Here is a 13,116-nt window from a genome sequence, read left to right as displayed (position 1 = left end):
GTATAATAGCAATCAGCAAGGCGCCCTGTAAGGGCAAAAGCTTTGTAAATTGCCTGGTACTTGAAAGCTTTTGCCCTTACAGGGCGACAGGTTTGCGTCCGTAATAACCCAGGGCGATGCCCTGGGCTAGGAGCTTCTGCCCTTTCAGGGCGTGTGGGGTAAAACTTGCGAAACTTGAATAAAGATTTTAATAATGAAAACTCGTACAAAAGTAATTATAGCTATCGGCTCTAACAGAAATCAGGAGGAGAATGTGTTGAAGGCACATGAACATCTGAGTTGTATGTTCAGGAACAGCCTTTTCGGTCCGCGCATGTGGACTGAGCCTATCGGACTGGAGAATTCAGACAAGTTTCTGAATCAGGTGATGTTGGGGGAAACCATCTGCTCTAAGAAGTCTGTGCTTGCCGCGCTGCGGAGTGTGGAGCAGAGATGCGGACGCAGAATCCGTGGCCCTTATCGTAAGGTAGATGTTCCGCTGGATCTCGACCTTCTGCTCTATGGCGATGAGAAATTGCACGAGAGCGAGTGGGAGCGTGATTATATTCAGAGTTCTATCAGCTACCTCGAAGAGAAGGATGCTAAGAGGGATAGGAAATATTTAAGATAAGAAAATCCGTGTAATCCGTGCATGAAAAAATAAACGGGAAACCCGAATCTGGTATGTAGATTTACAATACCGGATTCGGGTTTTCTGTTGTAAGATTGAGTTCTATCACTCTTCCTTCTTTCAGCGACTTCTGCACGTTGATGATGCGCTGGTTGCTGCTGCCCCTGAAGAAGAGGTCTTCATCGCGCAATGCCTGTACGAAGGGGCCGTCTACCAATACATCGATTTGGCGGAGGAGTTCCAGCTGCTCGGGATTCTTCACGAGGTTTTCGAAGAGATAGCCCGTAAAGCACCAGATGCTCTTGCTGCTCTGCTCCCTGATGGCGCGCGCCAGCTCGGCAAAGCCCTTTGCCTGAAACATAGGGTCGCCGCCCGAGAAGGTGACGTTGGCGAAGGGGTCGCTCATGATTTCCTTCATCAGCTCGTCGGTAGAGGTCATCGTGCCGTGGCTGATGTCCCACGACTGCGGATTATGGCAGCCCGGACAATGGTTGGGGCATCCCGCACAATAAATGGATGTGCGGAAGCCCGGACCGTCTACCATCGTATCATGTACGATGCTTAATACGCTGATCATTTTACTTTTCCCCTCCGATATGGGTTACTCGGTCGTGGAGCTCGGCAAGCTTGCCGCTGTTCCAACGGTCTGTAGTACCTACCAGATAACCGGTGATGCGCTGCAGCTTGTCTATGTGGTGGCTGCCGCACTTAGGACAAACCTCGAGGTGGGCGTCAGCATTCTCGTAGCCGCAGTCGAGACAGCGGTTGCGGTTGTGGTTTACTGAGCCGTAACCCATGTTGTACTTATCCATCATGTCTACCACGCTCTCGATAACAGAAGGGTTGTGGGTAGCATCGCCGTCAATCTCTACATAGAAGATGTGGCCGCCACGGGTCAGGTCGTGGTATGGAGCCTCGACCTGTGCCTTCTTCAGGGCTGTACACTTATAGTATACAGGCACGTGGTTAGAGTTGGTATAATAGTCGCGGTCTGTAACGCCAGGGATGACGCCAAACTGCTTTCTGTCCTTCTTTGTAAACTTACCGCTCAATCCCTCGGCTGGAGTAGCCAGGATAGAGTAGTTGTGATGATACTGCTCGCTGAACTCGTTGGCACGGTCGCGCATGTAGGTAACAATCTTCAGTCCCAGCTCCTGTGCCTTCTCGCTCTCGCCGTGGTGCTTGCCGATGAGGGCAACCAGGCATTCTGCCAATCCGATGAAGCCGATACCCAGGGTTCCGTGGTTGATGACGCTCTCGATAGTCTCTTCCGGCTTCAGGTTTTCTGCGCCTACCCAGAGATACTTCATGAGCAGAGGGAACTGCTTGGCCATCGCCGTCTTCTGGAACTGGAAGCGCTCGTCGAGCTGCTTGGCTGTGATGTCGAGGATATTGTCGAGCTTGGCAAAGAACATGTCGATGCGCTGCTTTTCGTTTTCGATGCCCATGCACTCGATGGCGAGCTTCACGATGTTGATGGTAGAGAAGCTCAGGTTACCGCGGGCGATGCTGGTCTTCTCGCCCCAGCGGTCTTCGAACACGCGGGTACGGCAGCCCATGGTTGCAATCTCCCACTTGTAGCGCTCCGGATCATCAGCACGCCACTTCTCGTTCTGGTTGAAGGTGGCGTCGAGGTTCAGAAAGTTAGGGAAGAAACGGCGGGCTGTTACCTTGCAGGCCAGCTTGTAGAGGTCGTAGTTTCTGTCCTCAGGCAGATAGTTTACGCCTCTCTTCTTCTTCCATATCTGGATAGGGAAGATGGCTGTTTCGCCATTGCCTACGCCCTGATAGGTGCTCTGCAGGATTTCGCGCATGATGCAGCGGCCCTCGGCGCTGGTATCGGTACCGTAGTTGATGCTTGAGAATACGACCTGGTTACCGCCGCGGCTGTGGATGGTGTTCATGTTGTGGATGAATGCCTCCATCGCCTGATGCACGCGGTTCACGGTCTTGTTGATAGCGTGCTGCTCCAGGCGTTCGCGGCCCTGCAGTCCGTCGAGCGGCTTCTCTATGTAGTCGTCGATAGGCGCATCATAGAGGTTGCTCAGGTCTTCGCCTGTCAGCTTCTCCAGGTTCTTCACCTCTTCCTGGTACGACATGCGTACGTATGGAGCCAGATAGAAGTCGAAGGCTGGGATGGCCTGACCACCGTGCATCTCGTTCTGGCAGGTTTCGAGAGAGATACAAGCCAGCACGGCTGCGGTCTCGATGCGCTTGGCAGGACGGCTTGAACCGTGACCGGCTGTGAAACCGTGGTTCAGAATCACGTCGAGCGGATGCTGCACGCAGGTGAGACTCTTGGTTGGGTAATAGTCCTTATCGTGAATATGTATATAGTTGTGCATGACGGCGTCGCGTACATCCTCAGAGAGGAGGTAGTCGTCGACGAATGGTTTAGTGGTTTCTGAAGCGAACTTCATCATCATGCCGGCTGGTGTGTCGGCATTCATGTTGGCGTTTTCACGGGTGATGTCGTTGTTCTTGGCATTGACGATGCTCATGAATACGTCGCGTGTCTTCGCCTTGCGGGCGATGTTACGCTGGTTACGGTATGCGATATACTTCTGGGCAACATCTTTGCGGGCACTCTTCATGAGCTCCATCTCGATGGCGTCCTGAATGGCCTCAACGCTCATCTGGCTCTTGCCGCGATAAGAGATGTGGTCGGTTATCTGCTCGATAAGAGTGGTATCTTCACCCTTGTCGGTATGCAACATGGCCTTGCGAATGGCTGCCATGATTTTCTGTTCGTTGAATCCAACGATGCGTCCGTCACGCTTTACTACTGTCTGGATCATTTTAGTATTACTTTTACGATTGATGTTTAAATTACTTAGTATTAAGTCATTATGACTTGAAGAGGTAAACAGGAACCTCCTTTTGACATTGCAAAGATATAAAATATTTCTGAAAGTAATTACTTTTGGACAACTTTTTTATCGTTAAAAAATATTAAGTCGCTGATAATCAGGTAGAAACGAAAAAGTTTCGGAAAACTTTGACAAATTTCTGTTTTCCGAAACGTTTAAGTTGTTATCTATCAGCGTGTTGCGCATTTTGTGCGCTTGTGTGCGCTTTTCCCTTGTTGTCTGTGTGCCGTGCAGGGGGTGGAAATGAAAATCGCCGCAACGCCCGTGTATAGGGCATTGCGGCGATTCGGGGGTGATTATTTTGCTTGTCGCTTATAGTCGAGCGCAGCTCCGATGGCGGTGCAGAATTCCGAGTATTTCGGTATTCTGAACCTCACTCCGTAGAGTTTCTCCATGGCTGGGAACACCTCGCGGCATTGCGGCAGCAGGGTGAGGTTGCCGATGAGCACGAAATCCTTGATGCCCGATTCGAGCGATGAGAGGATGGTAGCCGAACCTATCGACTGCAGCACCATCCAGATGAGTCCCATGGCGATGTCTTCGCGCGAAGCGTTGGCCTTGGCGTTGCTGAAGAGCGATGCGGTGGCGTTCATCGGGAGTCCGGGCAAAGGCTTGGCGCTGATGTCGCCTATCAGCAGGTTTATCTTGCTCACGTCGCCGTCCTTGGCGAGGTTGATAATCTGCTTGATGTCATCGGTCTTGAGCATGATGCGGCTCAGTCCTGCCAGGGTTCCGCCGCCTATGCCGATGCCTCCGATGTGCCTTATCTCGTTGTCATCGCATTTTACGAGCGATGTTCCGGTTCCCATGCTCACCACAATCATGCGGTCGAGCTTGCTCTCGTATCGGGCGCCCAGTCCGTCGGCCACGAACTCCTCGCTCTTCGAGGTAGGCAGTCCGTAGATGGGCTCGTCGATGTAGGCTGAACCTACGCCTGTGAGCATCACCTGTTCTACATCGCTCAGCGCAATCTTGTTGTCGTGAAGATACTTGCCGAAGGCTCCGTAGAGCGAGGTGATAGGGTCGGTGGCCTTGATGCGGATAGGGCTTACCACTACGCCGCTTTCATCGATGCCCACAATCTTGGTCGTAGAGATGCCTACGTCGATTCCTATAACAATCTTTTTCATTCCTTTATATATATAATAATGTGTATTTTCGCAGTTCATGCCCCTCTAAAGCACGCCCATCTTGCAGAAGGTGATGAGCACGGCGTAGCCCACTATCATGCTCAGGATGCCCACCGTGAGTCCTGCCTTCACCATGTCGGTCTGCTGGATGAGGCCGGTAGAGTAGGCGATGGCGTTAGGAGGGGTTGAGATAGGCAGCGACATGGCGCAGCTGGCCGATACCGCTACTCCGATGAGGATGGTAGAGGTGCCGCCGATGGTGTTGAGCTTGTCGCCCATGCCGGCGCATACCACCGTGAGGATAGGGATGAGCAGGGCGGCGGTGGCGGTGTTGGAGATGAAGTTACTCAGGATGAAGCATACCAGTCCGGATACAATCATGATGACCAGCGGATTGAATTCTGCAAACGGAATGCTCTTTACGGCTGCCTCGGCAAGACCGGTGCCGTTCATCGCCAAACCCAGTGCGAATCCGCCTGCCACCATCCAGATGACAGCCCAGTCAATCTCCTTCAGGTCCTTGGCTGTAACCACTCCCGTAAGGGCGAATATGGCGATAGGGAGCATGGCCACGGTGTTGGCGTTGATGCCCAGCTGCTTGCCGAATACCCAGAGCACGATGGTTGCGAGGAAGGTGACGGCCACTACCGTGGTGCGCCAGTTGTGCTGCATGTTGCCCTCGATGTTGAGCTCGATGGTCTTGGCAGAGAACGGGAACATCTTGCGGATGATGACCCATGCCATCAGGAGCATGATGAGCACCATAGGGGCCATGATGAGCATCCAGTCGCCGAAGCTGAGACCCAGGTTGAGTCCTGCCGGGTCGTTCAATACCTTGAAGGCGAAGGCGTTAGGCGGGGTTCCGATAGGGGTTCCCATACCGCCCAGGTTGGCTCCGATAGGTATGGCCATGGTGAGCGCCACGCGGCCCTTGCCCGAAGGCGGCAATGATTTGAACACCGGTGTGAGGAAGGTGAGCATCATGGCGGCGGTGGCTGTATTTGAGATGAACATCGAGAAGATGCCGGTGATGAGCATGAAACCCAGCAGCACGTTCTCAGAACGCTTGCCGAATGGCGCAATCAGGGCCTTCGCCATCATCACGTCGAGTCCGCTCTTGGTAGCGGCTATGGCGAGTACGAAACCGCCCAGGAAGAGGATGATGGTAGGGTCGGCGAAGCACGCCATCACACCCTGATAGTCGAGCAGCTTGCCCATCTCTGCCTCCGAACCTTGCATGATCTTAAAGGCGGAGTCGCTGACGAAGAACAGCAGCACGAAGATGATCACTACGCTGGTAGCCCATGCCGGTATGGCCTCGGTGAGCCAGAGCATCACGGCCATGACGAAGATGGCGATGACGCGCTGCTGCACGATGGTGAGTCCATCGATGCCGAAGCTGTCGATGGGCAGGTTCCAGACGATAACGGTAAGCAGAGCCGTTATGAGGAACAGCAATGCTTTCTTGCGATTAAAATCGCCATTCAATACTTTCTTTACAGTTTCTTGCATTATCTTTCTGTCTTAAGGATTATTTTCTTGCAAAAATACGTGTTTTTTTTGTATTTAGCAAGTTTTTTTGCAGAAATAGTGAAAAAAATGCCGAAAAATGTTGTTGTTTCAAGAAAAAATGCTATATTTGCAGTGGATTTACCGATAACGGCTATCGGTGATGCCGAAAACTTGGAGCACCCGGAAGGGTGATTCAGCGAACCTAATATTGTCTAATCAATTAAAAGGAGATAAGGAAATGAACAAGTCTGTAGTATTTATTATCATCCTGCTCGTGATAGTTCTCTCTATCATTGTATCGCAGTACTTCCACAAGCGCCACCATGAATATAAGATGGCGGACATCGAGAAGGCTATCCGCAAGGCTTATCCTAAGGGTATCTGCTCGATAAGCAAGGAAGAACTGGTAACAGCTGTGAAGAAATACTTCCACTGTTCGGCGAAGGAGGCTCATTATATAATAGGTGTAGCCCGCCGCAAGAAGCTGGTTGATATCGCTGCAGAATATGTTACCATCATGTTTTGAAATAAGGTAAGAACATTATATACGTTTTAGCCGTGAGGCTAGGCTGTTGATTTAGTTTGAAAAAAAGTATTATTTATTTGAGGCACAAAGGATTGTTAATGACATGCTGATTCCGTAAGGGGAAAGGTGGGTTAGCATGTTGTATTCGGGCGTCTGGTATGCTACATTGCGTAAACAATTTAACTGCCAGACAAAGTTTACCCTCCCTAGGACTTTTTAAGACCTGGGGAGGGTTTTAGTTTTCAGGCTCAGCACCTTTTATTCAAGTCCATCGCCGCTGTTTTCGCTTCCGGTTCCGCCAGTAGAATCGCCGCCCGATGGGGTGTCGCCTCCGGATGGATTATCGCCTCCGGATGGATTATCGCCTCCGGATGGATTATCGCCGTCGGATGGGGTAGTAGGAGGCGTATCGGTAGAGGTAACCTGCTTCACCACCTTGCCGTTTCGGTCGTAGCAGGTGATGTTGACGGAGGTCTCTTCGAGTTCCTTCTTGATGTCGGTGTTAGGCACGAAGATGATGTATCGGCGGGTGATGAGGTTGGCGCTCACCTTGTTCACATCCTCAACGGCGGTAGAGTTAAGACCGAATCGGAGGCTGCCCAGTCCTGGCACAGCCACGCTGTGGCCCTCGGTAGCCCATGCAGCAATCACTTCGCCTATGGCCGACCATCCAGCGTTGATTACCGCCTTAGGCAATCCGCTGCGAACGGCAGCTTCTTCTATCACCTTCGTGGCGTTGAGCTGGCTGTAGAGTTCAGCCTGCATCACGAATGCCCACTTTTGCTTACCTTTTTCGAACGCTACGTTGCGCTCAATAGCTTTTACTTTAATACCCATAATTCAAATCGTTTTTTTAATGGTTAAACAAATCAGTCTACATGCAACTGGTAACGCCGAGCGTAGTGCCTACGGCAGTAAGTACGGCGATAATCACCTGCAAGATAGTTTTCCAAACTTCCTTTTTCATTTTCTTTTTCCTTTCTTTTTTTAATGGTTCAACATTTAGAAAGAGATAGGGCAGGTGTGCACCCCTGTCGTTTTCCCCTCCGTTTTTTAGTGGTTAATTTCCCATTTGCCGTTCTTAATGAATGACAGTGCAAAGATACAACATTTTTCTCTGAAAAACAATAGTTGTCCCGAATCACGTGCATCCTTGTCCCGAATCACGCGCATTCCTCCCTCATTAATCATGTATTTGCTTGACGCCACACGCCCTGAAAGGGCAGAAGCTCCTAGCCCAGGGCAACGCCCTGGGTTTTAAGGATGTAGCCAATACGCCCTGTAAGGGCAAAAGCTTTATATTTTTTGCTTGAGGTTTTAAAGCTTTTGCCCTTACAGGGCGCCGGGATTGCGTCAATAGCTACCCAGGGCGTTGCCCTGGGCTAGGAGCTTCTGCCCTTTCAGGGCGTGTCCCAACGTACCCCCAACTGCGTCCCGATGTACCGCCAACAGCGTCCCGACGTATCGCCATCTGCGTCGGGACGCAGATGGTGGTGCGTCGCCACGCAGTTTTGGGGGCATCGGGCGCACAGTAACTTGCTATGTGGGTTAGCTGGTTGATAGAAGGAAAGGCAAAAATGTGAATGTGAATGTGAATTTGAAATGTTTTTCAATGTTACCTGAAGGAGAAGCGTATAATCGTGTTTAAGTAATAGTAGCCATTATAACAGGTTAATATTATATATATAATAAGGTACGCGCGCGAGGACTGAATTTCATTCACAATATCCTATAAAAGGAATGGATGGAACAACCCGATACATTGATTTACATTTCAAATTCACATTCACTTTCACATTTTGTTTTGATGGTTTTATGAAAAAAAGACAATTTGATAAAAAATAATTTAGAATTTATTTGTTTATTCGGGGAAAAAGTATTACTTTTGTAGATGCTATGAAAAATAACTTTCATGGTATAACTTAAATCGCAAGCCAATGACTGGACGTATCAAAAACAGCACAGAAAAGACTTCTTTTGTTGTCTTCAAGTTTGATTTCTGCAAAAGCCGGAATCTTTCAAGTATCGAGGGTACTCTACCCTTGGATTTTCTCGAAATGTCATCGCCTGAAAAATATCAGGAATGTCAGACTGGTTTCGAGAAGGTAATGGACAGTTTGCTGAAAAGCAAGAAAATGACTTTGGTGGAATCACGGAAGAATGAGGAAGATGTTATTCACGACAACCGAATATTGGGATTTCGCGAAGGTGTGGCTGTGCTGGATGTATGCGCAGACAAAAAAGAATTTTATTGGAGTAACTTTAAGGAGAATGAAATTCACAACCAGCCTTTCTGTAAGGTAATCATTGATAATCGCCCCAACAGAGGTTTCCTTTTTGTGGAAGAATCTAGAATCTTCGGCGGCAAAAGAGGACAGGACAAGGTGGTGGCTCTTCTGCGTGATAATATCAACAGGGTGGCGAATCAATATGGCTGGAATATGGTGATTTCTGCCAAGTTGCCACCTGGTGATTTCTTTGATGCCGTGGCTGAAAGAATCAAGGCTGGCTGCAGACCAAAGGCTGTGGTGTTTTCTTTTCCTCGCCATCAGTCTCTCAGCGATGCGCCATATTCCTTTGTCATGCAATTACAGATGCAGCAGTCATTAATGGAGTGTCTCAATGCCAGTATGTATGAGGTAAAATTTGGTACAGATAAAGGTAAGCAGTTGCACTTAGACAAGGCAAACCGAGACATTGCCTTGATGGTGAACCTGTGCAGCAAGGAAGATTACGGCATCAAGGTATATTATTGGAAAGGTCCGTGCACCTCTTCCCGTTCGCTGAAACGAACCAAGGTGAAAATCTCCGATGTTGAGATTGTTGCTCTGGTTAATGGAGATGCTGTCTGTTGCGATTGTCATGGGAATTCTCAGTTTGCTTTGATCAATTCTCTTGATGTGATTCTTGATGATTTAAATGGTTACGACGATGAGGTTATTTAAGATGAAGACCAGACAGATGGTAGATAAATCTTTTTCGCAACACATGATTTATCAGGTTTTCAGAGCCATCACCCATGATATCTTCAATGATAAGACGTGGTTTCCTACGTCCAGATGTTCATGCGAGGATGTTTTTTATGAGGTGTTCTGCATCGTAGACAAAATGATGTTTTCGCATACCGATACCGAGAGCCGCCTAGCCTTTGTGGAAGGAATAGGGCAATATGAGAAAAACTATGTTGATGAGGATGGGTATGCTACAGCTCAGGACGAGCGGCAGAGAATCGTATTTGTCATCTTGTATATGGCAGCTGTGATACTTCAGATGATGCCTTTGGAGTCGAAAGTGTTTCAATTTTGCTCAATGATTATGGGGCAATGGAGAGGCTACGTAACTCAGGAGTTTTCTCAGCGGTGCCTCGGAGCAGTCGTGAAGAACCGGGATGTGGTTGAGCGGCTGGCAGCCAGTATCGGTTATTATGGCGAGGATGGTTTCTTCGTTTCATCTCAGATTAATGAACTGATGCGCCAGAACAATGATGAAGATTATCTGCACGGATTCGAGCCTGAACAGAAGAGGACATTGGAATTGGAAGTGACAGACGATGAGCATCAGGAAAACGGCGGGCAGGAAAAAACGGAAGAAGATAATGAGAAGGAATGGGGCGACTTGAGCCAGGGAGAAAGAGTAAAGCGAGCCTTGCAGAAGATGATAGACGAGAAGGCTATTCCTTTGAAGAAAGACTATGCCCTGATTATGGTGGCGCTCTCTGAAATAAAAGATTTTGATGGCAAATTTGATAATGGCGCATCTTTCTGCAAGTATCTTACAGAGCAGCTGAAAATGCCTTCCGACCTGACCAATGCCAGTGTCATCTCCAAACGTTTCTCCAAAATGCGTGGCGAATTTCCCAACTGGAGTTTTGATGATGTAAGTGATCCTAATGCCCGGCAGAAACTCATCAATATCGCTAACCGCTTTGTTGCCATCTACCGTAAGGGGCAGTAGGAAGCGGGGAAATGATTGCTTCTTGTGAGTGTTGGCAAGTTTTAGATGGAATGTTAAAAACGTAAAATAGAGCAAGCTTTAGGCATATTCTACGTTTAATATCAGAATAGGTTTAATAAACAAATTAGTATATGAAGTATCTAGTAAAAAAATCAGTCTTACTACTGTTGGTAGTCTTGGCTTTTTGTGCATGTGACAACAGCAATGACAATGGTGAGGTTATTCAGCCAAATCCACAGTCATCGAAAACTGTCGTCAATTATACTGGCAAAGTAGAGTTTGTGGTGGAAGCGCCGAAAATTCGTGAGGATATAGAGCAGGATTTGAAGGCAAACCCTCCTTTTGGAGGAAGCAAAAAATATCAGTTTATCATAAAAAAACACTCGACGCTTGCTCCTTTATTTATGCTATATGCGGTGAATCCTGAGGACGATAAGTCTGCTGACGGATATATACTGCGCAACGCTGGTGAAGTGGAGAGTAAGGACAATTATAGATTGTTCCCTACCGCATCTGGACAAGGTTGGTATAAGGAGAATATTGTGCCTGTCGACACAAAGGATGGCAAGCCTGTTGCAACATACGATGTGTTTATACAAAATATTCCTACTTCTGTGGTTGTTAGCAAGATGTATTTCTGCGAAGACCTTACGGAGAAATATCGCCAGAAATTCCCTAATGAAGACATTCATGCCGTGGTTCGCCGTTTGGTTCTTTCTTATGTCAGTAAGGGTGATATTATAAATGAATAGGAATATATCTGAACAGAAGATTTTTTAGAAATAATACAGTATCAGCACTTTTTGCTTCGTTTGCAAGCAGAAAGTGCTTTTTTTATGCCTTCAGATGAGCTGGAGGCTTAGCGGAAGGCTTAGTTGCCGGCGATGAGGCTTAGTAGGAGGCGAACCGGCAGGACGCCTATTGCCGGGGAGGCTTTTTTTCCTTACTTTTGCATACAGAAATAATCAATGATTGGGATTATGGAAAAAGGAAAGAAAATACCTCCACAGGAAGCGTCTCGGATTAATCCAGTGGCAAAGCCTGAGGATACCAAGGGCGGAATCAATAACAAGGTATCATCTGGGTTGATAGGAAAAAAGCTGGCTGAACAGGCTGAAGAGAATGAAGAGATGCCCATGCATCACCTGATTGCCGATAAGGATTATCCGTCGGGCATCAGAGAATGGATGATCACTTCGCCTTCTGACCTCAAGTATCCTACGCTGGTGGTGGCTGCTGCCATGCTCAGCGTTTATCTTACACGTGTAAGAATACAGTATGTGTATGATAATCAGGGAGAAAAATCGGCCATCGTGTTGCAGGTCATCGTAGAGGGCGAGCAGTCGAGCGGAAAGTCGTTTGCCAGATACATCATGCGTACCCTGATGAAACCTTTCATCGAGCGCGACAGCGAAATGAGAGCCAAGGAGCAGGAGTATGCTGCCCTGAAGCGACGCCAGGGAAAGAAGGACGGCAAGCTGCCACCCGAACCGAAGACCGACATCACCATCCTGCCCGAAACCGTATCGCTCACCATGTTTATCAAGCGATGCGATGCAGCAGTTAAGCTCTATGGTGCTCCGAAGACGCTCTTCGAATTTGCCGATGAGATTTCTGCCATCGTGCATTCTGCCAAGCGCCAGTTTGCCGACCTCTCGCAGGTTATCAAGACGGCATACGATCTGGGCAGCGTCTATGGTCAGGATTTCATGAGCGAATCCAGCTATAGTGCCATGGTAGATGCCTTGCTGTCGTTCGTATTCTGCGGCACCCAGAGTGCGGTGAGCAGATATATGAACAAGGCTGCCATTGAGGGTGGTGCTGTAACCCGAACCATCTTATGCCCGCTCATCAGTCATCTGGGCGACAATCCGCCACAGTTTCAGGCGTTGACCGATACGCAGCGTAATGAGCTGGAGAATACATTGGATAAGCTCTTCGGGTTGTGCTACGAGGAAGATGGAAAATTCCATCAGGAGATAGAGGAAGATATGAGCTGGCTCTACAAGACGGTGGTAAAATGGTGTAACGACTGCCGCCAGCAGGTGGTGAAAACCATGTCCAAGTCGATGGATGTCTTCTACAAGCGCAGTTCGGTTTCTGCCTTCCGCATCGCTGCCCTCATGCAAGTGCTTTACAAAGTGGAAGGGAAGAAGAGCGAGAAGGAAATCCGGAAACTGGTTAGGCAGACCTATCTGGCTTGTGCCGACCGCATCTTGCAGAATATGTTGCAGCGGTGGGGCAAGGCTTTCGAGCAGATTTCTGCCGAGGGCGAAGGAGAGCCTTATCATACTGTAGACTATTTCAGCGAGTTGCCGCAGGAATTCTCTTATCAGTTCCTGGAGGAATTTCTGAAGCAGAAGGAACTCAAGACGCCTGCCCGCAACATGGTGTGCAACTGGCGCAGATGGGGATGGCTCGAAAAACCAGCAAAGGGCGAGGATAGAAAGGTGCTTAGAAAGACGCAGCAGAAAGGCACTATTGGTGATGGTAATACTAAAAAAGACAATTAGA

General features: G+C 48.7%; 12 protein-coding genes. 6 read left to right on the top strand and 6 right to left on the bottom strand.

The annotated features are described in order from the left end of the window. Positions 1 to 193 precede the first annotated feature (193 nt). Positions 194 to 610 carry a 2-amino-4-hydroxy-6-hydroxymethyldihydropteridine diphosphokinase gene (locus tag ONT18_RS06535; RefSeq protein ID WP_050758648.1) on the top strand — a complete coding sequence of 139 codons (417 nt, stop codon included), beginning with the start codon at positions 194 to 196 and terminating at the stop codon, positions 608 to 610. Between the two features lie 61 nt (positions 611 to 671). On the opposite strand, the gene nrdG is transcribed toward ONT18_RS06535, so the two are convergent. From nrdG to ONT18_RS06515, 4 genes are all read right to left on the bottom strand, one after another. Then, positions 672 to 1,187, bottom strand: a complete 516-nt coding sequence (nrdG, locus tag ONT18_RS06530; protein WP_022121338.1) for an anaerobic ribonucleoside-triphosphate reductase activating protein — start codon at positions 1,185 to 1,187, stop codon at positions 672 to 674. A gap of 1 nt (position 1,188) precedes the next feature. Further along, positions 1,189 to 3,408, bottom strand: a complete 2,220-nt coding sequence (locus ONT18_RS06525; protein ID WP_153113427.1) for an anaerobic ribonucleoside triphosphate reductase — start codon at positions 3,406 to 3,408, stop codon at positions 1,189 to 1,191. A gap of 368 nt (positions 3,409 to 3,776) precedes the next feature. Then, the gene (gene coaW, locus ONT18_RS06520) at positions 3,777 to 4,610 is read right to left on the bottom strand and encodes a type II pantothenate kinase (protein ID WP_022121336.1); all 834 of its coding nucleotides are present in this window, start codon (positions 4,608 to 4,610) and stop codon (positions 3,777 to 3,779) included. A gap of 45 nt (positions 4,611 to 4,655) precedes the next feature. Further along, positions 4,656 to 6,122, bottom strand: a complete 1,467-nt coding sequence (locus ONT18_RS06515; RefSeq protein WP_117695224.1) for an SLC13 family permease — start codon at positions 6,120 to 6,122, stop codon at positions 4,656 to 4,658. Positions 6,123 to 6,360: 238 nt separating this feature from the next. On the opposite strand from ONT18_RS06515, the gene ONT18_RS06510 reads away from it, so the two are divergent. Then, positions 6,361 to 6,648 carry a hypothetical protein gene (locus ONT18_RS06510; protein WP_153085120.1) on the top strand — a complete coding sequence of 96 codons (288 nt, stop codon included), beginning with the start codon at positions 6,361 to 6,363 and terminating at the stop codon, positions 6,646 to 6,648. Between the two features lie 258 nt (positions 6,649 to 6,906). Here ONT18_RS06510 and ONT18_RS06505 read toward each other — a convergent pair whose 3' ends face one another. Further along, positions 6,907 to 7,485, bottom strand: coding sequence for a DNA-binding protein (locus ONT18_RS06505; protein ID WP_264904566.1), 579 nt, complete (start codon positions 7,483 to 7,485; stop codon positions 6,907 to 6,909). Between the two features lie 37 nt (positions 7,486 to 7,522). Then, positions 7,523 to 7,615 (bottom strand): smalltalk protein, encoded by a 93-nt coding sequence (locus ONT18_RS06500; protein WP_022121332.1) that lies wholly within the window; start codon positions 7,613 to 7,615, stop codon positions 7,523 to 7,525. Between the two features lie 970 nt (positions 7,616 to 8,585). On the opposite strand from ONT18_RS06500, the gene ONT18_RS06495 reads away from it, so the two are divergent. The 4 genes from ONT18_RS06495 (at position 8,586) to ONT18_RS06480 (ending at position 13,115) form a co-directional block, all read left to right on the top strand. Continuing rightward, on the top strand, positions 8,586 to 9,593 hold the full coding sequence (locus tag ONT18_RS06495; RefSeq protein WP_264904564.1) for a hypothetical protein: 1,008 nt from the start codon (positions 8,586 to 8,588) through the stop codon (positions 9,591 to 9,593). Then, positions 9,580 to 10,602 (top strand): hypothetical protein, encoded by a 1,023-nt coding sequence (locus ONT18_RS06490; protein ID WP_264904563.1) that lies wholly within the window; start codon positions 9,580 to 9,582, stop codon positions 10,600 to 10,602. Before ONT18_RS06495 ends, ONT18_RS06490 begins: the two co-directional genes overlap by 14 nt. Before the next feature lie 131 nt (positions 10,603 to 10,733). Then, positions 10,734 to 11,354, top strand: coding sequence for a hypothetical protein (locus tag ONT18_RS06485; RefSeq protein ID WP_264904562.1), 621 nt, complete (start codon positions 10,734 to 10,736; stop codon positions 11,352 to 11,354). A gap of 228 nt (positions 11,355 to 11,582) precedes the next feature. Beyond that, a complete protein-coding gene (locus tag ONT18_RS06480; protein WP_264904561.1) occupies positions 11,583 to 13,115 on the top strand; it encodes a hypothetical protein in 1,533 nt (510 codons plus the stop codon). The last annotated feature ends 1 nt before the right edge of the window (position 13,116 follow it).

Origin of the sequence: Segatella copri (assembly GCF_026015295.1) — a bacterium.
Classification (GTDB): Bacteria; Bacteroidota; Bacteroidia; order Bacteroidales; family Bacteroidaceae; genus Prevotella; species Prevotella copri_C.
The sequence above is the reverse complement of the archived record's forward strand: the minus strand, read 5'-3'. Positions and strand labels throughout refer to the sequence as shown.